This window comes from Qipengyuania sp. R86523 (assembly GCF_044596365.1).
In the GTDB taxonomy this organism is placed as follows: Bacteria; Pseudomonadota; Alphaproteobacteria; order Sphingomonadales; family Sphingomonadaceae; genus Qipengyuania; species Qipengyuania citrea.
Genome location: NZ_CP138997.1, coordinates 386,339 through 410,252, shown reverse-complemented (window position 1 = coordinate 410,252; position 23,914 = coordinate 386,339). Strand labels below are relative to the sequence as shown.

The 23,914-nt window shown below is 64.8% G+C and carries 25 protein-coding genes and 1 tRNA gene; 9 read left to right on the top strand and 17 right to left on the bottom strand.

Annotation, left to right across the window (positions count from 1 at the left end; translation table 11 throughout):
• Positions 1-32: 32 nt before the first annotated feature.
• Positions 33-1,415 carry a short-chain fatty acyl-CoA regulator family protein gene (locus SJY12_RS02000; RefSeq protein ID WP_397505833.1) on the bottom strand — a complete coding sequence of 461 codons (1,383 nt, stop codon included), beginning with the start codon at positions 1,413-1,415 and terminating at the stop codon, positions 33-35.
• 141 nt (positions 1,416-1,556) lie between these two features.
• Here SJY12_RS02000 and SJY12_RS01995 point away from each other — a divergent pair, with 141 nt between their 5' ends.
• Together SJY12_RS01995 and SJY12_RS01990 are read left to right on the top strand one after the other, a co-directional pair.
• Positions 1,557-3,155, top strand: coding sequence for an isocitrate lyase (locus SJY12_RS01995; protein WP_397505832.1), 1,599 nt, complete (start codon positions 1,557-1,559; stop codon positions 3,153-3,155).
• Positions 3,156-3,166: 11 nt separating this feature from the next.
• A complete protein-coding gene (locus tag SJY12_RS01990; protein ID WP_369795408.1) occupies positions 3,167-3,358 on the top strand; it encodes a hypothetical protein in 192 nt (63 codons plus the stop codon).
• Between the two features lie 84 nt (positions 3,359-3,442).
• Here the strand turns inward: SJY12_RS01990 and SJY12_RS01985 are convergent, their stop codons facing one another.
• From SJY12_RS01985 to efp, 8 genes are all read right to left on the bottom strand, one after another.
• Positions 3,443-4,777, bottom strand: coding sequence for an amidohydrolase (locus SJY12_RS01985; protein WP_397505831.1), 1,335 nt, complete (start codon positions 4,775-4,777; stop codon positions 3,443-3,445).
• Between the two features lie 127 nt (positions 4,778-4,904).
• Complete coding sequence (locus tag SJY12_RS01980; protein ID WP_397505830.1) at positions 4,905-6,602, bottom strand: sulfatase-like hydrolase/transferase; 1,698 nt, start codon at positions 6,600-6,602, stop codon at positions 4,905-4,907.
• The gene (locus SJY12_RS01975; protein WP_197458066.1) at positions 6,599-8,398 is read right to left on the bottom strand and encodes an SLC13 family permease; all 1,800 of its coding nucleotides are present in this window, start codon (positions 8,396-8,398) and stop codon (positions 6,599-6,601) included. The genes SJY12_RS01980 and SJY12_RS01975 overlap by 4 nt, the downstream gene beginning before the upstream one ends.
• 273 nt (positions 8,399-8,671) lie before the next feature.
• Positions 8,672-9,835, bottom strand: coding sequence for a hypothetical protein (locus SJY12_RS01970; protein WP_348030116.1), 1,164 nt, complete (start codon positions 9,833-9,835; stop codon positions 8,672-8,674).
• Positions 9,836-10,029: 194 nt separating this feature from the next.
• Positions 10,030-10,114 (bottom strand) — tRNA-Leu (locus SJY12_RS01965).
• Positions 10,115-10,156: 42 nt separating this feature from the next.
• Positions 10,157-10,978, bottom strand: a complete 822-nt coding sequence (locus SJY12_RS01960) for an inositol monophosphatase family protein (RefSeq protein WP_063512027.1) — start codon at positions 10,976-10,978, stop codon at positions 10,157-10,159.
• 10 nt (positions 10,979-10,988) lie between these two features.
• A complete protein-coding gene (locus SJY12_RS01955; protein ID WP_397505829.1) occupies positions 10,989-11,339 on the bottom strand; it encodes a hypothetical protein in 351 nt (116 codons plus the stop codon).
• A gap of 4 nt (positions 11,340-11,343) precedes the next feature.
• A complete protein-coding gene (efp, locus tag SJY12_RS01950; protein WP_050600683.1) occupies positions 11,344-11,907 on the bottom strand; it encodes an elongation factor P in 564 nt (187 codons plus the stop codon).
• A 141-nt stretch (positions 11,908-12,048) separates the two neighbouring features.
• On the opposite strand from efp, the gene SJY12_RS01945 reads away from it, so the two are divergent.
• Positions 12,049-12,417 (top strand): hypothetical protein, encoded by a 369-nt coding sequence (locus SJY12_RS01945; protein WP_050600684.1) that lies wholly within the window; start codon positions 12,049-12,051, stop codon positions 12,415-12,417.
• On the opposite strand, the gene SJY12_RS01940 is transcribed toward SJY12_RS01945, so the two are convergent.
• The 3 genes from SJY12_RS01940 to thiE are packed head-to-tail and all read right to left on the bottom strand — an operon-like array spanning position 12,418 to position 15,040.
• Complete coding sequence (locus tag SJY12_RS01940) at positions 12,418-13,110, bottom strand: M23 family metallopeptidase (protein WP_397505828.1); 693 nt, start codon at positions 13,108-13,110, stop codon at positions 12,418-12,420.
• 17 nt (positions 13,111-13,127) lie between these two features.
• On the bottom strand, positions 13,128-14,351 hold the full coding sequence (locus SJY12_RS01935; protein ID WP_397505827.1) for a L,D-transpeptidase family protein: 1,224 nt from the start codon (positions 14,349-14,351) through the stop codon (positions 13,128-13,130).
• A gap of 50 nt (positions 14,352-14,401) precedes the next feature.
• The gene (gene thiE / locus SJY12_RS01930; protein WP_397505826.1) at positions 14,402-15,040 is read right to left on the bottom strand and encodes a thiamine phosphate synthase; all 639 of its coding nucleotides are present in this window, start codon (positions 15,038-15,040) and stop codon (positions 14,402-14,404) included.
• Between thiE and SJY12_RS01925 the strand changes: the two genes are divergently transcribed.
• Positions 15,039-15,512 (top strand): hypothetical protein, encoded by a 474-nt coding sequence (locus SJY12_RS01925; RefSeq protein ID WP_082847386.1) that lies wholly within the window; start codon positions 15,039-15,041, stop codon positions 15,510-15,512. The genes thiE and SJY12_RS01925 overlap by 2 nt on opposite strands.
• 3 nt (positions 15,513-15,515) lie before the next feature.
• Here the strand turns inward: SJY12_RS01925 and SJY12_RS01920 are convergent, their stop codons facing one another.
• Positions 15,516-16,403, bottom strand: a complete 888-nt coding sequence (locus SJY12_RS01920; RefSeq protein ID WP_063512276.1) for a fructose bisphosphate aldolase — start codon at positions 16,401-16,403, stop codon at positions 15,516-15,518.
• A gap of 218 nt (positions 16,404-16,621) precedes the next feature.
• On the opposite strand from SJY12_RS01920, the gene SJY12_RS01915 reads away from it, so the two are divergent.
• On the top strand, positions 16,622-17,380 hold the full coding sequence (locus SJY12_RS01915; RefSeq protein WP_397505825.1) for a flavodoxin family protein: 759 nt from the start codon (positions 16,622-16,624) through the stop codon (positions 17,378-17,380).
• A gap of 18 nt (positions 17,381-17,398) precedes the next feature.
• On the opposite strand, the gene SJY12_RS01910 is transcribed toward SJY12_RS01915, so the two are convergent.
• Genes SJY12_RS01910 through tkt form a run of 4 tightly spaced genes read right to left on the bottom strand, consistent with a single transcriptional unit; the run spans position 17,399 to position 22,096 of the window.
• Entirely contained in the window at positions 17,399-17,854 is a 456-nt protein-coding gene (locus SJY12_RS01910) for a PaaI family thioesterase (RefSeq protein WP_397505824.1), read from the bottom strand.
• Positions 17,851-19,050 carry a phosphoglycerate kinase gene (locus tag SJY12_RS01905; protein WP_397505823.1) on the bottom strand — a complete coding sequence of 400 codons (1,200 nt, stop codon included), beginning with the start codon at positions 19,048-19,050 and terminating at the stop codon, positions 17,851-17,853. The genes SJY12_RS01910 and SJY12_RS01905 overlap by 4 nt, the downstream gene beginning before the upstream one ends.
• Before the next feature lie 31 nt (positions 19,051-19,081).
• Positions 19,082-20,089 carry a type I glyceraldehyde-3-phosphate dehydrogenase gene (gene gap / locus SJY12_RS01900; protein WP_160766934.1) on the bottom strand — a complete coding sequence of 336 codons (1,008 nt, stop codon included), beginning with the start codon at positions 20,087-20,089 and terminating at the stop codon, positions 19,082-19,084.
• A 15-nt stretch (positions 20,090-20,104) separates the two neighbouring features.
• Positions 20,105-22,096, bottom strand: a complete 1,992-nt coding sequence (tkt, locus tag SJY12_RS01895) for a transketolase (RefSeq protein ID WP_397505822.1) — start codon at positions 22,094-22,096, stop codon at positions 20,105-20,107.
• 178 nt (positions 22,097-22,274) lie between these two features.
• Here tkt and SJY12_RS01890 point away from each other — a divergent pair, with 178 nt between their 5' ends.
• The 4 genes from SJY12_RS01890 (at position 22,275) to SJY12_RS01875 (ending at position 23,897) form a co-directional block, all read left to right on the top strand.
• Positions 22,275-22,499 carry a hypothetical protein gene (locus SJY12_RS01890; protein WP_050600696.1) on the top strand — a complete coding sequence of 75 codons (225 nt, stop codon included), beginning with the start codon at positions 22,275-22,277 and terminating at the stop codon, positions 22,497-22,499.
• Positions 22,496-22,822 (top strand): cell division protein ZapA, encoded by a 327-nt coding sequence (locus SJY12_RS01885; protein ID WP_397505821.1) that lies wholly within the window; start codon positions 22,496-22,498, stop codon positions 22,820-22,822. The genes SJY12_RS01890 and SJY12_RS01885 overlap by 4 nt, the downstream gene beginning before the upstream one ends.
• A 290-nt stretch (positions 22,823-23,112) precedes the next feature.
• Positions 23,113-23,685, top strand: coding sequence for a 5-formyltetrahydrofolate cyclo-ligase (locus SJY12_RS01880; RefSeq protein WP_160766936.1), 573 nt, complete (start codon positions 23,113-23,115; stop codon positions 23,683-23,685).
• The gene (locus SJY12_RS01875) at positions 23,682-23,897 is read left to right on the top strand and encodes a DUF2842 domain-containing protein (protein WP_050600698.1); all 216 of its coding nucleotides are present in this window, start codon (positions 23,682-23,684) and stop codon (positions 23,895-23,897) included. Before SJY12_RS01880 ends, SJY12_RS01875 begins: the two co-directional genes overlap by 4 nt.
• The last annotated feature ends 17 nt before the right edge of the window (positions 23,898-23,914 follow it).

Here is a 23,914-nt window from a genome sequence, read left to right as displayed (position 1 = left end):
TGTAAGCGATCCGATCAGGACTGTGCGCGCGGCTAGGCCACTTCGAATTCGAACGGGGTCACGCCGCGCCGCGTGCGGTCGAAGGCCAGCTTGCGGCCCAGCGGCGGCAAGGACCGCTGGCTGCATCCCTCGCGGTGGCAGCGCGCGCAGCCAGGCCCGATCGGCTGCGCATCGTCAGTGCGCAGCGATACGCCGCGCGCATGCGCCAGATCGGTCGCCAGCACCGCCTCGATCCCCAGCGCGACGACGAATTGCGCTTCGCCCGGCGCACCGCTGCCCTCCACCGTGCGGGCCATCGTCAGCCAGCCACCTTCGCGGTCTGCGGCATTGTCGGGGGTGACGAACTGGACCTGCAACTCCCCTGCGCGGTCGAACGCGCGGTGCGCGTGCCACAGCGGGCAGCTGCTGGCGGAATCGACGAAGCGCGCGGTGCTGGCACCGGTAATCGTCTTGGAAAACTGGCCGGCCCGGTCGAGCCGGATCATGAAGAAGGGCAGGCCCCGCTGGCCCACCCGCTGGAGCGTGGTCAGCCGGTGGGCAAGCTGTTCGAAGCTGACCGCGAAACGCCGTTCGAGGACCGGCAGGTCGTAGCCGGTGGCCTCGCAGGCGCGCAGGAACCGGCCATAGGGCATGATCAGCGCTGCCGCGACATAGCCGGTCAGATGCCGTTCGAACAGCGCCCGGGCCGCCTCGTCATCGAACCGCGCGCCGCGCGCCACCGCTTCGATAACGTCGGCGAATTCGAGCTGCGCGATCTGCAGCGCCAGCTGGAAATTGCGCGAAGGCATGCTGAGCATTTCGGACAGCTGGATCTGCCGGGCATGCAGGTCGAGCCGGCGCAGGCTGCCGGGCAGGATGTCGCGCGGCAAGATCCGTACGGACAGCTGGTGGCGTTCGCGCAGGCGTTCGGTCAGGGCGATCCCGATGTCCCCGCGCGACAGGCGCATCTCGTCCGCCAGTTCCTCGGCGGCGTTGTCCAGATCGGCGAAATGGTTGCGCCAGCGCTCGATTTCGCGGCGCGAGGCGGACAGTGGATCGTCAGCCTCCAGCCCTGCCGGTCCCGCATTGTCGTAAAGCCGCGCGAATGCGGAAGCGAGCTGCGGGGACGCGGCGAGAAATTCCTGCACTTCGTCGCGGTCGATCCCGAGATCGGCGAACCGCTCGTCGGCGAACCGGCGGATGAGGCCCTCGACGCCTCCGATAGCCTCGTCGCCGCGGAGCGAGCGGGGATCGAAATCGAACTGCGAGACCAGCTGCATCATCACCCGCGCGCTGACGGGACGCTGGTTGCGCTCGATCAAATTGAGGTAGCTGGGCGAGATATCGAGCCGTTTGGCGGCGGCCGCCTGCGTCAGGCCCTCGCGCTTGCGAAGCCGCCGGATTGCCGGGCCGGCGAAAAGCGATTCCTCAGTCACGGTGTCACTTTCTTTACAACTTTACAGACCCATTAGCGGCACGGGGACGCGATATACAAGATAATTTGTAAATTTCCCTGTCATCGGTCGGGCTATCGGGCCATCAGGGTCTCCGAAATCAGACCAATAAGGAGTTCCCCCGTGAGCTATTCGGACCGGATCGAAGAAATGAACCAGACCATCGCCGCCAATGGCGCGCCCTGGGGCGCCATCGATGGCGAAAGCGCCGCGCGCATGGTCGTCCAGAACCGCTTCCGCACGGGTCTCGACATTGCCCGCTACACCGCGAAGATCATGCGCGAAGACATGGAAGCCTACGACCGCGACCCGGCCAACTACACCCAGTCGCTCGGTACGTGGCACGGCTTCATCGCGCAGCAGAAGATGATCTCGATCAAGAAGCATTTCGGCAACACCAAGCGCCGCTACCTCTATCTCTCGGGCTGGATGGTCGCCGCGCTGCGCAGCGAATTCGGCCCGCTGCCCGACCAGTCGATGCATGAAAAGACCTCAGTCCCCAATCTGATCGGGGAACTCTACACCTTCCTCAAGCAGGCCGATGCCCGCGAACTGGGCATGATGTTCCGCGATCTCGACGCGGCCCGCGATGCCGGCGACCAGGTGGAAGCACAGCGCCTGCAGAAGGCCATCGACGACCACGAGACGCACGTCGTGCCGATCATCGCCGATATCGACGCCGGTTTCGGCAATGCCGAGGCGACCTATCTGCTCGCCAAGAAGATGATCGAAGCCGGTGCCTGCGCGCTCCAGATCGAGAACCAGGTGTCCGACGAAAAGCAGTGCGGTCACCAGGATGGCAAGGTCACCGTGCCGCATGAGGAATTCCACCAGAAGATCCGCGCGATCCGCTATGCCTTCCTCGAACTGGGCGTTCCCGAAGGCATCATCGTCGCCCGCACCGACAGCCTGGGCGCCGGCCTGACCAAGTCGATCGCCTATTCGAAGGAGCCCGGCGACCTCGGCGACCAGTACAACAGCTTCCTCGATTGCGACGAAGTCGATGCCGGCGACATCAGGAACGGCCAGGTCTTCATCAGCCGCGACGGCAAGCTGCTGGCGCCCAAGCGCCTGCCCAGCAACCTGTACCAGTTCCGTCCCGGAACCGGCGAAGACCGCTGCGTGCTCGACTGCATCACCGCGCTGGAAGCAGGGGCCGACCTGCTGTGGATCGAAACCGAGAAGCCGCATGTCGAGCAGATCGCCGGCATGGTCGACCGGGTCCGCGAAGTCGTCCCCAACGCCAAGCTGGTGTACAACAACTCGCCCAGCTTCAACTGGACGCTCAACTTCCGCCAGCAGGTCTATGATGCCTGGGCCGAAGCGGGCAAGGACGTCTCCGCCTATGACCGCGACCGGCTGATGAGCGTCGATTACGACGGCACCGACCTTGCCGCCGAAGCCGACGAGAAGATCCGCACCTTCCAGGCCGATGGTTCGAAGCGCGCCGGCATCTTCCATCACCTGATCACGCTGCCGACCTACCACACGGCTGCGCTGAGCACCGACAACCTCGCCAAAGAATATTTCGGGGAACAGGCGATGCTCGGCTACGTCAAGAACGTGCAGCGCGAAGAAATCCGTCAGGGTATCGCTTGCGTGAAGCACCAGAACATGGCTGGTTCGGACGTCGGCGACGATCACAAGGAATACTTCGCCGGTGAAGCGGCCCTCAAGGCCGGCGGCAAGGACAACACGATGAACCAGTTCGCAGCCGCCTAAGGAGAGGAAGGATGACGACTATGGCAGACGACACTCCGAAGACCGAACCGGGCCGCGCCCGGGCGCTCTTCTCGACGGCGGATTTCCGCCTCCTGCGGACGGCGCTGACGCATTACGCCCGCGCCACCGACGACCGCGAGGAGCTGGCCCGGATCAACGCCCTGCACCACCGCCTCGGGACCTACGTCCCCGCGGAAGACTAGACCCGATCAACAGTTCTCCTGGGGAGGAGAATACGGCCGTCGGAGCGCCCCCAAACGCTCCGGCGGCCACACTTTTATCGGGCGTCAGCTTTCCCCGTTCGGCATCAGCCTGATCGCCGCCGATGCGAGCGCCTCGGCACCGGTCGCAATCACCTTCTCCGCGTCGGGCGCCCAGAAGGGCGAATGCAGCGACGGCAGCGGCGTGCCGTCCTCTTCGAGCCGGTCGAGCAGCGGTTGCGGCGTTCCGCTGATCCAGAAGATCATCGATTTGACGTCCTCTGGCGCGGCCCGGCGGAACTGGCTGAAATCCTCGCCGCCCATGACCGCCGGCCACTCCATCACCCGCTCATCGCCGAACCGCTGCCGGAAACCCGCGGCGATGCTCTCGCTGAAATCGGGATCGTTGAAGGTCGACGGCGTATAGGGGTCCTCGACGGTGATTTCGGGCATCAGGGTCTCGGGCAGTCCGGCCGTGATCGCCTCGCCACGCGCCACGCGCCGGATCCCGTCGAGCAGCAGCTGGCGGCTCTCGTCCGAATAGCTGCGCACCGTCAGCTGCAATTTCGCTTCGTCGCTGATGATGTTGTGCTTGGCCCCGGCATGGAAGCTGCCCACGGTGATCACGGCGGGATCGAGCGGCGAGGAACTGCGGCTGACCACCGTCTGCAGCTTCATCACTATCGCGCTGGCCAGCACCACCGGATCGACCGTGGTGTGCGGATAGGCACCGTGCCCGCCGATGCCCTTCACCGTGATGTCAACGCTGTCGACATTGGCCAGTGCATAGCCGGGCGTGTAGCCGATGGTCCCCGCCGGGGCGGGCGCGGCGGCATCGTGGAATGCCAGTGCGTAATCGGGCTTGGGGAACTTGGTATAAAGCCCGTCATCGAGCATCGCGAGCGCGCCGAGGCCGATCTCCTCCGCAGGTTGCAGCACCATCACCAGCGTGCCCTGCCACTGGTCCTTGTGATCGACCAGCAGGCGCGCGGCACCGATGAAGCCCGCCATGTGTGTGTCGTGGCCGCAGGCATGCATCACGCCGGTGGTCACGCCGCTGGCGGGCGTGGCAGTCTGCGTCGAGGCATAGGGCAGCCCGGTCTGCTCGACCACCGGGAGGCCGTCCATGTCGGCGCGCAGCAGGACGGTCGGCCCATCGCCATTGCGCATCACCGAGACCACGCCCGTGCGTCCGACACCCTCGGTCACTTCGAAACCCAGCGCGCGCATCCGCGCGGCCAGCTTGGCCGCGGTCTCGTGCTCCTCGAAGCTGAGTTCGGGGTTCGCATGCAGGTCGCGATAGAGTTCCATCAGCTCGGGCATGTCGGCCGCCAGCGTCTCGCGCAGGTCGTTCGCCTGGGCTGGCGCTGCGGTGGCCACGGCCAGCGCCGCCAGCGCGGTAGAAGTGAATTTGGAAACCATCTCGGCTCTCCCTATTGGATGGAACAGTTGGAACGCGGGCCCGCGGCAGAAAACGCGCGTTGCCGGACCCGCGAAACTTGCGGCTGCCTTGTGTCACGGAGCGGCGCGGCAGGAAAGACGCCGGCGGTCAGAATGGCCTCCCCGTCTCCGGGTCGTCGGGGACCGGGGCCAGCGCCGTGGGATCGACCTCGCGCCAGCGCGGCTCGCGGTTGAGCCGCGCGTTGTAGAGATAGTTGAAGGTCGCCGGATCGCGCGATGGTTCGTCGAGCGCCCCGCCGCTGCGCGCGCGCACGGCCTCGCGGTCGTATCCCATCGCTGCCAGCAGCGTCGGCGCGATCATGTAGTGGCTGGCAGCCCCGCCGGGCGTGAACGCGAGCGCCCCCGCCCCGCCCTGCAGCACAACCAGCGGCACCGCGCCTTCCTCGGGCCGCGGGTCGACCGAGCAATGCGTGGTCGTCCCGCCCTTGCCGCCTTCGTGCAGGTTCTGCCCGTGATCGGCGGTATAGATGACCAGCGCCTCGGCCAGCTCGGCGCGCTCCAGCAGCCGGTCGAAAAAGGCACCGACGCTCCATTCGAGCGTGTTGCGATAGGAATTGCGGTAGCGCCGCCAGTCCGCCTGCGAACCGCCGAAGCCGGTGCGCGATCCGGTATCGGCCACATCGAGGAAGCCGCCGCGCGGCAGGATCGGCCGGTAGCGGGCATGGCTGTCGGGAAACTTGTCGTGGATCGGGAAATGCGCGCCGACCTTGTTGACCAGGATGAAGGATGCAGTGCCGTCGCCCAGCAAGTGCGCGATCCGGTCGGCAACGGCCATGTCGCGGTCGCGCACCGCCAGCCCGCCGAACTGGATGAAGCGGTCGATGCGCTCGCGTTCGCGCGGCGTCATCTGGTTCTGCATCGCGCCGCCGGAACGCTGGGCATCGATATAGACCGTCTCCAGCCCGGCATGCGCGGCATAGTCCCACAGCGAGGGCCCGACCGCGATGTCGCGGCGGTAGCTGTCCCGCGTCCCGGCAAAACGCAGCACGAGATTGGAACCGGCGCTGCAGTTGGTCGCCGAAGCGGCCACTCCGAAATTGGCGATCTCGACCCCGGGCCGCGCCTCCGCAAGGCCAGAACGCACCCCGCGCGGATGGTTGATATCGAGATAGTGGCCCGAGATGCTTTCATCGACGATCAGCACGATATCGCGGTACAGCGGCGCCCGGACATGTGCGATCGAGACGCCCTTGCGCGGCCCGAGATCGCCTGCCGCTCGCTCATACGCCGCCAGCACGGCATAGCTGAGCGCGGCATAGCCGCCCGGTAGCGCCTTGAGCCCGTCTCCGCCGCGCGTGAAGGCAAGCAGCGTGAACAGGACGAGCGCCGCGGGCATGGCCAGTGCCGGCGTGTTGGCGCGGGTACGCGCCCGGCGGCGCAGCGGCCACGCCACGGCGATCAGCAGGACCGCCGGTCCCGGCAGGCTGCGCCACAATGCAGCTTCGTTCTGGTCCATTGCATCCCCGGCAAACTCGGCCGCGGTGATGAGGTCGATGAACGCGCCATAGGTGAGGAATTCGAGCGAGGAGCGGGCATAGGCTTCGATCACGAAGCTGGCGGCGAACAGCAGCAGTGCGAGGCCCCCGCGCAGCAGCGCATTGGCGGTGTAGGCGGCGCCGATTATGCCGCACAGCGCCGCTAAGACCAGCACGGTATAGGCAAGCGGCCCCGCGATCCCGCCGATATCGCGCAGGCGGTCGAAGAACTCGGGCAGGAACAGGATGCCGTACAAGGCCAGCAGCGCGGGCTTCGCGAACCGCCGCGGCCGCGCGCTCTCGGCAATCACAATTGATAGGTGACGGCCAGGCCGACCGACAGCAACGTGACCATGATCAGGACCAGCGGCACCCCGGTGCGGACATAGTCCTTAAACTCATACGACCCTTCCGCCATGATCAGCATGTTGGTCTGGTAGGCGATCGGGGTCGCGTAACACAGGTTGCAGCCGAACAGCACCGCCAGCACCAGCGGCTCGGGCGGGAGATCCAGCTTTGCGGCAATGGCAAAGGCGATTGGCGTGCCCACCGTTGCCGCGGTCGCATTCGAGGCGAAATTGGTGAGGAAGGTCATTGTCAGCATGATCGCGGCCAGCGCCGCGGGCGCGGACAGGTATTCCAGCCCGAAGGCCATTACCCCGCCGATCCAATCGGCGGCCCCGCTGTCGAGGATGACCCGGCCCAGCGCGATGCTGGCGGCGACCAGCACGATAACGCTGCCCGACAAGCCGCGCCCGACGCGGTCGAACCGCACGCAGCCGGTCACGAACATCAGGATCGCCCCGGCCAGCGACGCGATGGCGATCGGCACCAGCCCGACCGAAGCGAAGGCGATCGAACCGCCCATGATCGCTGCCGCCAGCGTCGCTTTCGACCGGCGGGGCAATTCGCGGACCCCCTCGAGCTGCAGCAGGCTGTCCGAGCGGGCAAAGTGCTGCATGTCATCGGGCAGGCCCATCACCAGCAGCACGTCGCCTTCGGCAAAGCGCATGTCGCCGACTTCGGAAAACTGTTCTTTCTCGCCCACCAGGCGCGCGGGACGGTGGGTCCCGATCACCGCCACGCCGAACAGGTCGGCGATCCCCGAGCTTGGCAGCGTCCGCCCAATCAGCCGCGAATCCGCAGTGACGATCATCTCGCCGACCGCGATGTCGGTGCGCGTCTCGCTCGACCGGCGGCGGATGCGGTCGATCACCCAGCTGGGCGCCGCATCGCCGCGCAGCGTAGCCATCGCCTCCTCGATCGCTTCATGTGTCCCCGTCATCCGCAGCCGGTGCTGCGGGCGCAGCAGGCCGACCGGAACGTCGTGGAACTCGATCCCGGCCGGCAGGCGCGACTGCAGTTCCGACAGCTGGCGCCCGTTGAGGATCGAATCCTCGGTCACGCGCAGGCGGGTTTCGAACAGGCGCTGGGCATGGACCGTCTCGATCCGGTTGTCGCCCAGCATGCGCGGCATGACGATCCATACGAAGGGCAGCGCCACCAGCGAGGCGATCAGCACGATCGGGGTGAAGTGGAAGACGCCCATTTCGGGCATCCCCAGATCCACCGCGATCGACACTACGAGGATATTGGTGGACGTGCCGATGGTGGTGGCCATGCCGCCCATCAGCGAAGCCGCATTGAGCGGGATCAGCGTTTTCGACGCCGCCATCGCGCCGCGCATCGCCAGCTGGACGAAGATCGGCATGAGCAGCACCAGCACCGGCGTGTTGTTGACCCCCATCGACAGCAGGAAGGTCACCACCAGCGAGAACAGCAGCCCGAGCTGGAGGTTGATCTTGAACAACCGCTCGAGGAAACGCGCCGCGGGATCGAGCGCGCCGGTGACCACCAGCCCGCGCCCCATGATCATCAGCGCGCAAATGGTGATCAGAGCGTAATGACCGAAACCCGAAAATGCGAGGCTCAAGCCGTCGATCGGCTGCGTGTCGTCGAGCGGGAAGAAATACAGCCCCACCGCGATGACGGCGATCGTCATCAGCGAGATAATCTCCACCGACATGCGCCCGCGCGCAAAGGCAATGAACATGGCGATGGTGATGCCCATCGCCGCTATTGCATGGTAGGAAGGGACCCCGATCATTCAGGCACGGGAATCCCAAACTCCGTCTGGATGTGCAAGCATTTAGTTTGGTACCCCTGGCCGAAGTGCCTGAACTCTATCGCATCAGCGCTTTGCTGGTGTCCAACCTACCATAGCACCCCACGGAAACCCGCCGCATCCCGCATGGCGATGTCCAACCATTTCGTTTGCGATTTAATGGATTGCCCTGCCCGAATTGAAATGTCAGCTTTCTAGCAGATACCAATGTTAGTCTTTGACTGAAATTGGGTGGGGGACGGACTAACTTGATTGTCAAATGGTTGGCGGAAGGATGCTCGAGTTTTCAAAGACAATATCACGGGCCGTTCCTAGGTTGACGGTCAAGTCGCCAACGAAATCCCGAATGTCCGCTCCGGATATGTATATGCCATCTGCGGCACCGCTTTCAGAAATCTCCAACAAGTTTTGCGCGCGCCGGAAGCCTTGAAATGAACAGTCCCTGAAACGGATCTGCTTAGCGATCCCGGATACTCTAACGGCAACCGAGTTCACACGGTCAGCGCCGTTCCCGACGGCGAAGCGACAATCGCGAAAATTGCAAGCGTGGGCGAGATAGATATTCAAAGCGGCTTGCCGGTCTGCTTGGTCATAGGGCTTCGTCGGCTCAAGCTGGACTTGATCAAAAATCATGAACTGCACGTTCCTTGTGGCTGAGTCAGCGTTTCCAAGGCGCATACATTCGTCGAAATAGAATACCTTCGTATTTTCTACTCTGCCTTCAATGCAGCCCTCGATCCAGATGCCGCATGCTGGGAAATTCGGATCGCCAGCGTTACGGACACCCGCGAAGACACAATCCCTAATCGTCACGTCGTTCACGTACGATTTTGTCGTGCCGTGAACACGAAGGAAGGAATCAGCAAGAGAGCCTAAATAACCGCGGTTGACCCCTGTCTCGCTGAATATCCTCTCAATGCGAGGAAAAAACGTACCCTCCTCCACGAAGATCATACTGCCGTACTTCGCATCTTCTGGACCGGTTATGCGAAACCCGGCTATCGACTGGGCCTGCCGCGTCATAGAAGAGGATAGCCCGTCCCTTCGCCCAGAAAGCAACTCAATGGCGTTCAAGTCTTCAGCCCGGCCTAGGAAATCGAGCCGAACCAACCCGGAAGAACTGAGGTATTGCGCATGATTTCGAATTTGGATCTGTCCGTCGATCGCGTATTTCGAAGAAGCCTTTCCCGGGAAGAACAGGTTTTCGCCAGAATCTACGCCACTTTGAATGTATCGACTGAGGTCACGTTTTGACGATCCATCTAGAATGCCCTGGTGCAGGCTAGAAGGAATGAACCGGAGAATTGACGTTGCTCCTTCGCTAGCGCGCAGCTGAGAGCGACCGAGAACGGGCAAAAGAGCGGCGGAAGGAGCTGCTATGGCGGCATAGCAAATTAGGTTTCGTCGGCTGAAAGACATGCACGGCAACATCGGCGCTTCGATACTAATTTACAATGTCCGCAATGGCGTCGTTAGCGGCCATTCTGCTTGTGGTCGGGTCCGCCACGAATCTGCTAGCAGGCAACCTGCTCCTGTTTTGCCCTACCTGCGACCCCGGTTGATTGTCCAACCTCCACGAAATCACGAAAAATCAAGCGTTTGAATAATCGTTGTGGTACCCCTGGCCGGACTCGAACCGGCACTTCAAAGAAACTCGATTTTGAGTTCGAGCGCGTCTACCAATTCCGCCACAGGGGCACTGGGTCGGGAGCGCGGGGTTAGCCGCGCCCTCGGCCGGCATCAAGCCTTCAGCGCATTCGCCAGCAATTTGTGCAGCTTCGAATGCAGCGCGTCATTGGCGGCAAGGATCTGCTTGGCATGGATCGGCTGCGAACGGCCGCGGAAATCGGACACGAAGCCGCCGGCCTCGCGCACGATCAGGCAGCCCGCCGCGGTATCCCAGTCGTTGAGGTCGCTTTCCCAGAAGCCGTCGAACCGGCCCGCGGCCAGCCATGCGAGGTCGAGCGAGGCCGCGCCGAACCGGCGGATGCCCGCGACCTGCGGCCCGATGGCAGCGAAGATCTTGGTCCAGTCGCCGAAATCGCCATGCCCCTGGAAGGGGATGCCGGTGGCGATCAGCGAGTCAGCCAGATTGCGCCGCGCCGAGACCCGCAGGCGGCCGTCGTGCAGCCATGCGCCGCGCGTTTTCTCGGCCCAGAAGGTCTCGTCGGTCACCGGGTTGTAGATCACTCCGGAAGTGACATCGCCCCAGCCGCCGCCGCCGAGCTTGGGTTCCTGCACTGCGATGCTGATCGCGAAGTGCGGGATGCCGTGGAGGAAGTTGCTGGTCCCGTCGAGCGGGTCGACGATCCAGCGGGGCTTGTTCTCGTCGCCTTCGATGACGCCCGCTTCTTCCATCACGAAGCCCCAGTCGGGGCGCGCAGCGAGCAGTTCGTCGTAGAGCGTGCGTTCGGCGATGCGGTCGGCCTTGGAGACGAAGTCCGCCGGGCCCTTGCGGCTCACCTGGAGGTGCTCGACTTCGCCGAAGTCGCGGCGCAGGCGGCCGCCCGCCTTGCGCGCGGCTTTCTCCATTACGCGGATGACACCCGATAGAACGGCCATGGAAACTCTCTTATTCGGTAAGGACGCGGATCGAACGCGCCTGGAGGTGGATCGTGCCCCATTCGCAGGCCATGTCGAACTTCGTGCCTTCGATGTTGAAGGACTGGATCACGAAGCGGCGCTGGGTCTGGTCGGGATGCTCGGCGCGCTCGAGGCCGAGCTTCGAGATCCCGGCGAATTTGAGCAGGCCCGGATGGAAGCAGCAGTCGTCGCCCGCGCCCGGCGTTTCGTAATCGGGGTGCGCGGGCTCGAGGCAGAAGTCCATCTCCAGCGTCAGTTCGTCATCGTTGATGATCACCGCGCGCAAGACGCTGTGCGTGACATCGATGTTCTCGAACCGGCTGGCGATGGACTTGCCCATGCGGTTAGCTGGCCTTGCCGACGTAGCTCTGTTCGTAGACGTCGACCACGATCCGCGTGCCGCTTTCGATATGCGGCGGGACCATGATGCGCACGCCGTTGTCGAGCACGGCGGGCTTGTAGCTGGAGGAGGCGGTCTGCCCCTTCACCACGGCATCGGCTTCGACGATTTCGGCTTCGATCTGGGCGGGCAGTTCGACCGAGATGGGCTTTTCTTCCCACAGTTCGAGCTTCACCTGCATGCCGTCCTGGAGGAACGGCCGCGCGTCGCCCAGCAGGTCGCTGGGCAGCGTGATTTGTTCGTAATTCGTCTGGTCCATGAAGACGAGCATGTCGCCATCTTCGTAAAGGAACTGATACTCGGCCGTGTCCAGCCGGACCTTCTCGACCGTATCGGCGCTGCGGAAGCGCACGTTGGTCTTGCGGCCATCCTGCAGGTTCTTCATCTCGACCTGCATGTAGGCGCCGCCCTTGCCGGGCTGGGTATGCTGGATCTTGGCGACCTTCCAGATACCTTTTTCGTATTCGATGATGTTGCCCGGACGGATGTCCACGCCGCTGATCTTCATGGGGAAGCTACCTTCGACTTGTAAAAGAGCGGATCGCCCGTCGAGCGATCGTGTGCCGCGCGCCTTAGCCGAGCATGGCCGCGCGGGCAAGCGAGTGGAAAAACGCGCAGCCAATCCCTATATCGCGGGCGGACGGTTACCATGAGACGATTTTTCACCCCTGCCCTGTTCGCCGCGCTGGCCGGCTTCGCGCTCACCCCTGCCGCGGCGCAGGGGCGGTTGTTGCTGCTCGACCAGGGCGCCTATGTCTGCGCGCTCCCGGGCGATGCGACGGGGGCTGCCTGGATCGAACAGGAAGGCCGCGATTTTTCCATCACCGGCGGGTCGAGCTATCGCACGCCGCGCGGCAGCGGGACCTATCTGATGGAAGGCAAGACGGTCACCTTCACCCGCGGACCGATGCGCGGGATGAAGATGATGCGACTGGGATCGGGCCTGCTCCAGCAGATCGAGCCCGGCGGCAAGCTGGGCCGCCTGCGCTGCCACCGCACCGGGCCGGTGCGGGACTGATCACTGCCCCGTCAGCAGCGGGTAGGGATTGACCGCATTGGCGGGCTCCCACCATTCGGCATCCGCGGTGGTCTGAAGGATCGCGAAATGCAGGTGCGGCGCATCCTGCGAGGCACTGCCCGAACTGCCCACCGTGCCCAGCCGCTGCCCGCGGCGCACGCGCTGGCCTTCCTGCAGTCCTTCGGCATAGGCGTCGAGATGGGCGTAGTAATAGATTGTCAAACCGTCGGTCGAACGGATGTAGATGGTGTTGCCGCCGACATCCGAGCGGTACAGCTTCTCGACCGTTCCCGGCGCGGCCGAACGCACGCTGGTGCCCTTGGGCGCCATGATATCGATCGCCTCGTGCAGGCGTGAACCGCTGCTGCGCGAATCGCTGTAGGTATCGCTGAGGTCGCTGGCGCGGATGTTCTTCACCGGGACCAGCAACTGGCGCGACTGTTCGCTGCTGGGCGCGACCGGCGCGTCGAGATCGAGCGGTTCGCCGGTGGGCGCTCCGGTGTCCGACGCCTCTTCCCCGTCATCCGCTGCCTGTTCGGGCTGCGGGCTCGGCGCAGCCTCCGCCGGACGCGTGGCGTTGCGCTGGCTGACGCTGGTTGCGTTTTCGATCAGGCTGCCCCCCGCCACGATCCAGATCGCGCTGGTGATGGTAGCGGTGATGACGATGGTGAGGATGCGGTCGACGAGGTTCATGCGCACAGCCTACCCGTTCAGGCCTCGAAAAGCACCCGCGTCGATTGCGAGACCATTCCGGCCAGCCGCGCGGCATCCCAATTGGTCAGCCGGACACAGCCGCTCGACTGCGCGCGGCCGATGGTTTCGGGGTCGGGCGTGCCGTGGATACCGTAATGGTCCTTGCTCAGGTCGATCCACACGACGCCCACTGGCGAGTTGGGCCCCGCGGCGAGCGTATAGGTTTCGCCGTCACCATTGCCGAGCACTTCGGGATCGTAGCTGTAGGGCGGGTTGTAGGCTTCGCCGACGATATCCCATTCGCCCAGCGGAAGCGGGAACTCGCTCGATCCCGAGCTGACCGTGAACAGCGCCACCAGCTTGTCCCCGCTATAGGCCTTGAGCGTCTTGCCCGCCTTGCTGACGACGATCCGGTCGACCGCGGTCTGTTCAGAGCCGACGCCGAGCGAGGCCAGCGTGCGCTGCCAGTCGGCATCGGCGATCGCCCCCGGCGCGATCCGATCCGCACCGATATTGGGTACGCGCAATTGCTGCCCGGCCACGAAATAGCCGCCACCGGCCTGCCCGTCCGCGGCCTGCGCATTGGCGACCTCGTCGGGACCGGCGTCGGCGGAGGCGCTGCTGCCCGCAGGTCGTCCGTTCGGGTTCAGTTCGCGCAGTATCTCGACGGTGGTGTGAAACCGTTCGGCAAGGCGTTCATCGAGCGATTTGTAGCCCAATCGGTCGAGCTTCGCCTTACCGGCCACGCTGTCGGGCATGTCGGTGTATTCGGCTTCGGCCCAGCTATCGGGTACCGTCACCACGCGGGTGGCGGGGATCCGCTCCCATTCGGCCAACGCGGTCTTGGTCGGCTGGTCCAGTCTGCCCGTCACCTCGAGATCGCTAGCCTCCTGGAAACCACGCAGCGCGTTTTCGGTGCTCATGCCCATCTTGCCGTCGATCACGCCGGGGCCGAAGCCGATACGGTCGAGCACGACCTGCGCCTGCATGACCGGCCGTTCGGTCGCATCGGGAATGTCGTTCGCCGCGTCGCTGTCCGGCGTCGCGCCATCAGCCATGTAGCGCGCATCGTCCGACGCCATGGTGTCGGCCAGATTGTTGCTGCCGCGCGTTTCGTAGCCATGCTCGCTGCCGCTCGCAGCGGCGGTCTCGGTCGCGGCTTCGGGCGAAGCATCGGGTTCCTGCCCGCCGCAAGCGACCAGCGCGAGCGAGGACACGGTGGCGAGGATGAAATTGCGCATGGGGAGAGCTCCTGAAATCAGGGCTTTACCGCCCTTTCAGGATAGCCAACTCACGCCGCCCCGTTTTGCTCCGCGCCGATCCGCTGGGCGAAGGCCTTGACCGCCGCGACTTCGTCTCCTTTCCAGACCGCGCCGGACACGGCCAGGAAGTCCGCACCCGCCGCCACGATCGGCGCGCAATTGGCAGGCGTGATCCCGCCGATCGCCACGCAGGGGATTTCGAACACCGTGCTCCACCATTCGAGGATCTCCGGCTCGGGCCGGTGCTCGCTCGGCTTGGTGGTGCTGTCGAAGAAGGCGCCGAACGCCACGTAATCGGCCCCGCCCTCGCCCGCTTCCATCGCGAGATGGCGCGAGGCATGGCAGGTCACCCCGATCTGCGCTTCGCGGCCAAGTTCCTCGCGCGCATCGCGGACATCGCCATCGCCCTGCCCCAGATGCACGCCATCGGCGCCGAGCCGCTTGGCCAGCGCGACATCGTCATTGACGATGAAGGCCACGTCGCGGGCCGCGCAGATCGCCTGCAGCGGTTCGGCCAGCCGCGCAGCTTCGTGCTGGTCGATATCCTTGACGCGGAACTGGAAGGCGGTGACCAGTCCGGGCCCGGCATCCAGCGCGCGCTCGAGACGTTGGGGAAAGTCGCCCGTCACATCGAGCGGAGAGATTAGGTACAATTGGCAATCGGTCATGGCTGGCGCCCATAAGACCATTGCCGCGCCGCGTCACCTGTTCAGCGATACGAAAGCAGCCGGCGCCTCTACCGCAGACATGAAAGCCTATCTCGCCGCCGCCCTGATCGCCCCGCTGACCGCCGCCTGCGCCATCATTCCCGATACGCCCCGCGGCAATGGCGATGCCGCCAGCCAGGGCAGCGCGGTCGCCATCGGCAGCCCGGTGTGGGCGGGCGATGCGATCCTGACGCCGCTGGCGATCATCGAGGACACGCGCTGCCCGGCGGACGTGCAGTGCTTCCACGGGGGCGAACTGACCGTGTCGACGCGCATCGCGGCCACGCACTGGACGCAGACCGCCCCATTGACGCTGGGCGATCCCTACGAAGTGATGGGCCGCACCTATGTGCTAGCCACTGCTGCTCCGTTGCCGACGGCCGGCGGAGACATCCCCGCCGGCGACTATCGGTTCGTCTTCGAACGCCAGTAGCGTTCAGGCAACACTGGCGGCGTGGATCTGGTCGATCGCGCCCGACAGTGTGCCGTCGAATTCCTCGTCGCTCTGCGTGGCGCGCAGATCCTGCAGCAGGCCGCGGCTGAAGCTGGCGATCATGCCGGGGTTCTTGGCCAGCTCGCTGCAGGCCTCCTCGGTCGAATAGCCGCCCGAGAGCGCGACCACGCGCAGCACCTTGGGATGGTTGGTCAGACCCCCATAGATCCCGGCTTCCTTGGGGATCGACAGCTTGAGCATGATCTGCTGGCCTTCGGGCAGCGCGACGAGGCCTTCCTCGATCGCTTCGAGCATGATCTTCTCGCCCTCGGCGCGGTCGGCGGCGGTGATGTCGTATTCCGGCTCGAGCATGGGGACGAGGCCGCAGGACAGGATGCGCGCACCTTCGGCGAATTGCTGGCGGACGGCTTCCTTGATCCCGACCGGATTGGCCGACTTGATCACCGACCGCATCTTGGTGCCGAAGACGCCCAGCTCACGCGCGCGGTTGCACATGTCTTCCAGGCCCGGATTGGGCTTCATCAGCTGCGCACCGTCGCGTTCCTCGGCCAGGCCCTTGTCGACCTTGAGGAAGGGCACGATGCCGCGTTCCTTGAGCCGCGCGGGCACGCTCTTGCCGCCGCTGGCGCCTTCCATGGTCTTTTCGAACAGGATCGCGCCGATGACCTTGCCATTGCCGAAGCAGGGGCTTTCGATGATCCGCTGGCGCATTTCGTGGATCAGGCCGAACATCTCGTCTTCGGTGGTCCAGGCATCTTCGGCAACACCGTAACCGGCCAGTGCCTTGGGGGTCGAACCGCCCGACTGGTCGAGCGCCGCGATAAAGCCCTGGCCCTCGGCAATACGCGCCTTCATTTCATCGAACGTCATCTGGAAAACCCCGTCGCTGGTAGTGGTACTGCATTCGTATGCGGCGCATACAAAAGGCCCCCAACCCCTGCAACTGCGGGGGCAACAAAATCCGCAGCCTTGCGGGAACACAGGACGGCCGCGGTGGCGGGCTTCGCGCAAAGCAAGGCAAGCCGCGGATGCCGCGCGGTAACTATCGCGCCGCCCATGCGTAGTTTCACCAGACCCAAGGAGGACGCATGCTCGACGATACCCAGCGCAAACTGTGCGACGACAACACCACCGACTTTTCGGATCTCAAGGCGTTGACCATCAATTGCACGCTCAAGCCTAGCCCCGGCGGTTCGCATACCGACAAGTTGCTGGGCGTTGCCGAGGCGATCCTCGTGCGCAACGAGGTGACGCTCGAACAGGTGCGGCTGGTCGATCACACGATCGCACCGGGCGTCTATCCCGACATGACCGAACAGGGCGCCGAGCGGGACGACTGGCCCGCGATCTGGAAAAAGGTCGAGGCCGCCGACATCCTGATCGTCGGCACGCCGATCTGGTTGGGGGAGAAAAGCTCGGTCTGCCAGCGACTGATCGAACGCCTCTACGCGCATTCGGGCCAGACCAACGACAAGGGCCAGTATGTCTTCTACGGCAAGGTCGGCGGCTGCATCGTCACCGGCAATGAAGACGGCATCAAGCATGTCGGTATGGGCGTGCTCTATTCGCTGCAGCATGTCGGCTACACCATCCCGCCGCAGGCGGACGCCGGCTGGGTCGGCGAAGCCGGCCCTGGTCCAAGCTATGGCGACGCCAAGGAAGACGGCCAGGGCTACGAAGGCTTCGACAATGACTTCACCCGCCGCAACACGACCTTCATGACGTGGAACCTGATGCACATGGCACGCATGCTGAAGGATGCGGGCGGCATTCCCGCATGGGGCAATTCGGTCGATTTGTGGCAGGAAGGCCGCCGCTTCGACGCGCCCAATCCTGAATACCGCTAGCGGGTGTGCCTGCGGGGTCTAGCGGCGCGTGATCTTCCGGATAATGCCGTTGAAGCTCAGCACCGGCTTGCCGTCGGCGCGGATCATGCCGACGACATAGATCGTCTTGCCGCCCGCGCGCACGACTTCGCCGCGCGCCTCGATCAGCTGGCCGACACTGGCCGGATCGAGGAAATCGCCCGCGAGATGCATGGTGACGCCATGCGATCCGGCGAGTTCCTCGGTCGCGATGGTGAAGATCGCGCTGTCGGCGAAGGTCATCATGCAGCCGCCGTGCATGAAGCCCGCGCCGTTCATGTGGCGCTCCTCCGCGCGGAAGGCGGCGACCATGCTGCCGTCGTCATCGCGCCGTTCGTAGAACGGCCCCGCGCGCTGTTCGAAGGCATCGCTCTGCCAGGTCGACCAGCCGGCCCACTCGCCCTCGGTGACGGGTACGAGCCCGCCGCTCGCACCTACTGCTTCGTTCTCGCTCATGCGGTCAGCGCCGCCACGCCGGGAAGCGGCTTGCCTTCCATCCATTCGAGGAAGGCGCCGCCTGCGGTCGAGACGAAGGTGAAATCGTCCTTCACCCCGGCATGCGCGAGTGCGGCGACCGTATCGCCCCCGCCCGCGACCGAGATCAGCGAACCGTCCTGCGTCAGCGCCGCGGCGGTCCGGGCCAGCGCGACGGTGGCGGTGTCGAAAGGTTCGGTCTCGAATGCGCCCATCGGGCCGTTCCACACCAGCGTACGGCAGGTCTTGAGCACGTCGGCCAGCGCCTCGGTCGCCAGCGGGCCGACATCGAGGATCATCTCGTCATCCGCGACTTCGTGGACGTTGCAGGTACGCAGAGACGCGGGATTGGCGGCAAATTCCTTCGCCACCACAACATCATAGGGCAGGTGAACCGTGCAGCCCGCATGCGCCGCTTCGTCGATGATACGATTGGCGGTGTCGGTCAGCTCGTGTTCGCACAGCGACTTGCCGACATCGACACCCTTGGCGGCGAGGAAGGTGTTGGCCATCCCGCCGCCGATGATCAGGTGCTGCACCTTGCCGACCAGATTGGTCAGCACGTCGAGCTTGGTCGAGACCTTGGCCCCGCCGACGACCGCGGCCACCGGCGCTTCGGGATTACCCAGCGCGGCGTCGAGCGCCTTCAGTTCGGCTTCCATCGCGCGGCCCGCATAGGCCGGGAGGTGACGCGCCAAGCCCTCGGTGGTCGCATGCGCGCGGTGCGCCGCGCTGAACGCATCGTTGACGTAGAAATCGCCATGCGCGGCCATGCCCCGCGCGAATTCGGCATCGTTGGCTTCCTCGCCAGGCCAGAAGCGGACATTGTCGAGGAGGCCGATATCGCCATTGCCGAGGATGCCGATCGACTGTTCGACGACGGGCCCCATCACCTCGGGGATGAACATAATCTCCTTGTCCAGCACCTTCTCGACATCGCCCTGCACGAAGCTGGTGCTCATGGTCGAGAAGCGCTGGCCCTTGGGACGCCCGTAATGCGCGAGCAACAGGACCTTGGCACCCTTTTCTGCGAGTTCGAGGATGGTCGGCTTGACCGCCTCGACGCGCGAGACGTCGGTGGCCGAACCATCCTTCATCGGCAGGTTGAGATCGACGCGCACCAGCGCGACCTTGCCGGTGATATCACCGAGATCGTCCAGGGTCTTGAAGCTGCTCATTGGTCGGGGCGTCCTTTGGCGGAACTTGGCGTTAGAGGAACTTCGCCATCACGCCGGCGGTGTCGATCATGCGGTTCGAGAAGCCCCATTCATTGTCGTACCAGCTGACGACGCGGGCAAGCTTGCCTTCCATCACGCTGGTTTCGAGGCTGTCGATGGTCGAGCTGGCGGGGTAATGGTTGAAATCGCTGCTGACGAGCGGCTGGTCGGTATAGTCGAGCACGCCCTTCATCTTGCCTTCGGCGGCTTCCTTGAGCGCCGCGTTCAGTTCCTCGGCGCTGGTGTCGCGGCCGGGGGTGAAGACGAGGTCGACGAGGCTGACGTTCGGCGTCGGCACACGCACGCTCGAACCGTCGAGCTTGCCCGCCAGTTCGGGCAGGACGAGACCGACCGCGCGCGCCGCGCCGGTGGTCGTCGGGATCATGTTCTGCGCGCCGCCGCGGGCCCGGCGCATGTCGCCATGCATCTGGTCGAGCATGCGCTGGTCGTTGGTGTAGCTGTGGATCGTGGTCATGAAACCGCGCTCGATGCCGACGGTGTCGTGCAGCACCTTGGCCATCGGCGAGAGGCAGTTGGTGGTGCAGCTGGCGTTCGAGACGATCACGTCCTCGGCGCTGAGCGTTTCGTGGTTCACGCCGTAGACGATCGTGGCCGAAACGTTCTTGGCCGGAGCCGAGATCAGGACGCGCTTGGCGCCTGCCTTGAGATGCGGTTCGGCCGCTTCATGGCTCTGGAAGAAGCCGGTGCATTCGAGGACGATGTCGACGCCCTGGTCGCCATGCGGCAGGTCGCCCGGATCGCGTTCGCTGGTGACCGCGATCGACTTGCCGTTGACGATGATCGCATTGTCGCCGACCTCGACCGTGCCGGGGAAACGGCCATGGGTGCTGTCATACTGGAACAGCAGCGCATTCGACTTGGTGTCGGCTAGGTCGTTGATGCTGACGAGTTCGAGATCGTGATCGTCACGCTCGAGAATGGCGCGCGCCACGAGGCGGCCGATACGTCCAAAACCGTTGATTGCAACCTTCGTCGCCATTGCAAAAACTCCTGCTTAACCGTTCAGTTTGTTCATGATTTGCGGAACGATGGCGTCCGCAGTGAAGCCGAATTTCTCGAACAGATCACCCGCCGGCGCGCTGGCGCCGAAGCGGTCGATGCCGATCCGCAGACCGTTGGTCATCGTGTAGCGATCCCAGCCGAATGTCGTCCCCGCCTCGATGCTGACGCGAAGCGTTTCGTCGGGCGAAACATCGGGCAGCAGCTCGGCCTTGTAGGCATCGTCCTGCTCGTCGAACAGCTGGGTGCAGACCATCGACACGACGTCCGCGCCGATGCCCGCCTTTTCCAGTTCGGCGGCGCATTCGGTCGCCAGGCTGACTTCCGATCCGGTCGCGATCAGGATGACCCGGCGCGGGGATTCGGCGGCTTTCAGGCGATAGGCCCCGCGCCCGCTGAGGTTCTCCGAAGCCGCCTCGGTGCGCAGCTGCGGCAACCCCTGGCGGGTCAGCGCAAGAACCGTCGGGCGGTCCTTCTCGCGCAGCGCGATGTCCCAGCATTCGGCGGTTTCGACCGTATCCGCCGGGCGCATGACCAGCAGGTTCGGGATCATCCGCAGCGACTGGATGTGTTCGATCGGCTGGTGCGTCGGCCCGTCTTCGCCCAGCCCGATGCTGTCATGCGTCATGACATAGACCACGCGGGCCTGCTGCAGCGCGGACAGGCGGATCGCGGCGCGGCAATAGTCGGTGAACACCAGGAAGGTGCCGCCATAAGGGATCACCCCGCCATGCAGCGCCATGCCGTTCATCGCCGCGGCCATGCCGAATTCGCGGATGCCGTAATAGATATAGCGTCCGCTGCGGTCGTCGGCGGTAAACGGGCCGATACCGCCCGCCTTGGTGTTGTTGGATCCGGTCAGGTCGGCGCTGCCGCCGATCGTATCGGGCAGGTTGGCGTTGATTTCGCCCAGCGTCATCTCGCTCGCCTTGCGCGTCGCGACCTTCTGCGGTTCGTCGATCAGCGACTGGATATAAGTGTCCAGGCTGAAGCTCTCGGGCAGATCGCCCGCCATCCGGCGTTCGAATTCGGCCTTGTCGCCATGCGCCTCGAGCCGGTTGCGCCATTCGGCGCGCGCCGCCGAACCACGCTCGGCCGTTCCGCGCCAGTCGGACAGCACCTGTTCGGGGATTTCGAACGGCGCCGCGTCCCAGCCCAGCGCTTCGCGCACTGCAGCGATTTCATCATCACCCAGCGGTGCGCCGTGGGTGGCACTGGTGCCCTGCTTGTTGGGCGAACCCTTGCCGATCACCGTCTTGCACGCGACCAGCGAGGGCCGTTCGTCGGCCACCGCTTCATCGAGCGCGCGGCGGATGTCGTCGAAATCGTGCCCGTCGCAGCTGACGACATGCCAGCCGGTCGCTTCGTAGCGCGCCTTGATGTCTTCGCTGGTCGACAGGTCGGTGGTCCCGTCGATGGTGATGTTGTTGTCGTCCCACAGCACGTTCATGCGGCCGAGCTTGAGATGCCCGGCAAGACCGATCGCTTCGTGGTTGATGCCTTCCATCAGGCAGCCGTCACCCGCGATCACCCAGGTGCGGTGGTCGACAATGTCGTCGCCGAAGCCCGCATTAAGATGCCGCTCGGCAATCGCCATGCCCACCGCCATCGCCAGACCCTGTCCCAGCGGGCCGGTGGTGCTTTCGACGCCCTCGAGCAGGAAGTTCTCCGGATGTCCGGCGCAAGGGCTGCCGAGCTGGCGGAAATTGCGGATGTCCTCCATCGTCGGGGCGGCATAGCCCGACAGGTGGAGCAGGCTGTAGATCAGCATCGAGCCATGACCCGCGCTGAGCACAAAGCGGTCGCGATCCGCCCAGTCGGGTGCGGCGGGATCGTGCTTGAGATAGTCGCTCCACAGCACGGTCGCAACATCGGCCATGCCCATTGGCATGCCGGGGTGCCCCGAATTCGCCGCCTGCACCGCATCCATCGAAAGTGCCCTGATGGCATTGGCCATCTGGACCATGCGAGCGGTGGCAAGACTCATGGGATTTATTCTCCGGAAACTGGGTCGATTCGACGCGCGCGAAGCCTTCGCGGAGCGTAGGCGCGAGGTCAACCCGCCCCGGCCGCGATGCACAGCGCGCAGCCGCCTCATTCCACTTATCAACAGCGCGGGGCAAACCTTTGCCTTGGCCCAGCAATCTTGGTAATTTGTGCGAGTCATGACTTCGCAGCGAATTACAAATGCCCTCGATCGGATCGATCGCGCGATGGCGCGCATCGAAACGCAAGCCGCGCTGGCTTCGCATGCCGCGCCTCCAACCGGCCTCGGCGATGCGGCAGATCCGGACGACAGCGGCCTGGCCGCCCGGCACGAAGCCCTGCGCCGCAGCGTCACAGCCAGCCTCGCCGAACTCGACGGGTTGATCGAAGGGCTCGAGCGATGAGCGACGTGACGCTTGCCGTGGGCGGCCGCAATTACACCGTATCCTGTGCCGATGGGCAGGAAGAAAACGTCCAGCGGCTGGCGCGCGTGGTGGATGGCAAGCTGGGATCGATGGGCACCAATCTGTCGACCAACGAGGCGAAAAACCTGCTGTTCGCTGCGCTCCTTCTGGCCGACGAGTTGGAGGAAGCCGGCCAGCGCGCAACCGCCCCGCCCGCAGAGCTCGAAATCGACGTGGACGGGCTGGCCGGACGGCTCGAACGCCTGGCCTCCGCGCTCGAGAAAGCGGCGTCCACCCTTGAGGACGGGTCGCATAACGCCTAGATAGTGCGGTGACGGGGCTGCCCGGCACGAGCCGCATGAACATCCCTGAGGCTATAAGCAATCCAAGGGAGCTGTCCCTGCCCTGGTCCACCGGTTCGGCCGTGGGATTGGGGCATACGGTACCCACCTGACGTTTTAGGCGTCAGAGGATTTCGCCGGAAACGACCCATGGTGGTCCCGTCACTCTTCCCTTTCCGTCTGCCCGTCCCGTGTCCGGGGCTGCGTGTCCGGTACGCGCCGGCGTGCGGCGCGATGGACGCCCTGCCTTCTCCCCGATAAGGATTTGCCCCGTGACCAAGGATGATCTCCGCAGGCAATTGCGCACCGCGCGGCGCGACCATGTCGCGGCCCTGCCCGCCAGCATGCGCACGCTGGTGTTCATGCGCCCGCCCGCGCCGCTGCTCGAACTGGTGCCGGACGGTGCTGTGGTCGGGCTATACCGTGCGACCGCCAACGAAGCCCCGACGGCCGCCTATGCACGGTATTTCATCGAGCAAGGCCACGATCTCGCCTTGCCGCGTTTCGCCGATGCGCACAGCGCGATGGAATTCGCGCGCTTCACCGATCCCTTCGCCGAGAGCGATCTCGAATCCGGCCCGTTCGGCGTGATGCAGCCCGCCGGCGATACCGACACGCTCGAACCGGGCGTGCTGATCGTCCCGCTGGTCGGATTTACCGCCTCGGGTGCGCGACTGGGCCAGGGCGGCGGACATTACGACCGCTGGCTTGCCGATCACCCCGGGACGATTGCGATCGGGCTCGCCTGGGACAGCCAGCTGGTTGACGATCTGCCCAGCGAAGCGCACGATATTCCGCTATCGGCAGTGGTCACCCCGACCCGTATTTACGGACCCTTCGCATGAGGAAAGAACCCAGCTGGCGCCTCCCGGTCGGCATTTTCGGCCTGATGGTCGCACTGGTGGTCTATGGCGTGGTGATCGCGCGCTATGCCCCGGGCCTGATCGGCGAATGGCCGACGTTGCTGCAGACGCTGGTCTATGTCGTCCTCGGCATCGTGTGGCTGCTGCCGCTGCGCCGCTTCCTGATCTGGATGGAAACCGGCCGCTGGGGCTGATTGCCAAGGCGCCTGCC

Excerpts from the sequence above, each read along its gene's own strand:
- SJY12_RS01925 (WP_082847386.1), top strand. The coding sequence starts at position 15,039 with ATGGCTGGCGCCCATAAGACCATTGCCGCGCCGCGTCACCTGTTCAGC.
- SJY12_RS01875 (WP_050600698.1), top strand. The coding sequence starts at position 23,682 with ATGAGGAAAGAACCCAGCTGGCGCCTCCCGGTCGGCATTTTCGGCCTG.
- SJY12_RS01945 (WP_050600684.1), top strand. The coding sequence starts at position 12,049 with ATGAGACGATTTTTCACCCCTGCCCTGTTCGCCGCGCTGGCCGGCTTC.
- SJY12_RS01910 (WP_397505824.1), bottom strand. The coding sequence starts at position 17,854 with ATGAGCGAGAACGAAGCAGTAGGTGCGAGCGGCGGGCTCGTACCCGTC.
- SJY12_RS01935 (WP_397505827.1), bottom strand. The coding sequence starts at position 14,351 with ATGCGCAATTTCATCCTCGCCACCGTGTCCTCGCTCGCGCTGGTCGCT.
- SJY12_RS01960 (WP_063512027.1), bottom strand. The coding sequence starts at position 10,978 with ATGGCCGTTCTATCGGGTGTCATCCGCGTAATGGAGAAAGCCGCGCGC.
- SJY12_RS01920 (WP_063512276.1), bottom strand. The coding sequence starts at position 16,403 with ATGACGTTCGATGAAATGAAGGCGCGTATTGCCGAGGGCCAGGGCTTT.
- gap (WP_160766934.1), bottom strand. The coding sequence starts at position 20,089 with ATGGCGACGAAGGTTGCAATCAACGGTTTTGGACGTATCGGCCGCCTC.
- SJY12_RS01975 (WP_197458066.1), bottom strand. The coding sequence starts at position 8,398 with ATGATCGGGGTCCCTTCCTACCATGCAATAGCGGCGATGGGCATCACC.
- SJY12_RS01905 (WP_397505823.1), bottom strand. The coding sequence starts at position 19,050 with ATGAGCAGCTTCAAGACCCTGGACGATCTCGGTGATATCACCGGCAAG.
- SJY12_RS01970 (WP_348030116.1), bottom strand. The coding sequence starts at position 9,835 with ATGTCTTTCAGCCGACGAAACCTAATTTGCTATGCCGCCATAGCAGCT.
- SJY12_RS01955 (WP_397505829.1), bottom strand. The coding sequence starts at position 11,339 with ATGGGCAAGTCCATCGCCAGCCGGTTCGAGAACATCGATGTCACGCAC.
- SJY12_RS01990 (WP_369795408.1), top strand. The coding sequence starts at position 3,167 with ATGACGACTATGGCAGACGACACTCCGAAGACCGAACCGGGCCGCGCC.
- tkt (WP_397505822.1), bottom strand. The coding sequence starts at position 22,096 with ATGAGTCTTGCCACCGCTCGCATGGTCCAGATGGCCAATGCCATCAGG.
- SJY12_RS01885 (WP_397505821.1), top strand. The coding sequence starts at position 22,496 with ATGAGCGACGTGACGCTTGCCGTGGGCGGCCGCAATTACACCGTATCC.
- SJY12_RS01985 (WP_397505831.1), bottom strand. The coding sequence starts at position 4,777 with ATGGTTTCCAAATTCACTTCTACCGCGCTGGCGGCGCTGGCCGTGGCC.
- efp (WP_050600683.1), bottom strand. The coding sequence starts at position 11,907 with ATGAAGATCAGCGGCGTGGACATCCGTCCGGGCAACATCATCGAATAC.
- SJY12_RS01915 (WP_397505825.1), top strand. The coding sequence starts at position 16,622 with ATGCTCGACGATACCCAGCGCAAACTGTGCGACGACAACACCACCGAC.
- SJY12_RS01940 (WP_397505828.1), bottom strand. The coding sequence starts at position 13,110 with ATGAACCTCGTCGACCGCATCCTCACCATCGTCATCACCGCTACCATC.
- SJY12_RS01890 (WP_050600696.1), top strand. The coding sequence starts at position 22,275 with ATGACTTCGCAGCGAATTACAAATGCCCTCGATCGGATCGATCGCGCG.
- thiE (WP_397505826.1), bottom strand. The coding sequence starts at position 15,040 with ATGACCGATTGCCAATTGTACCTAATCTCTCCGCTCGATGTGACGGGC.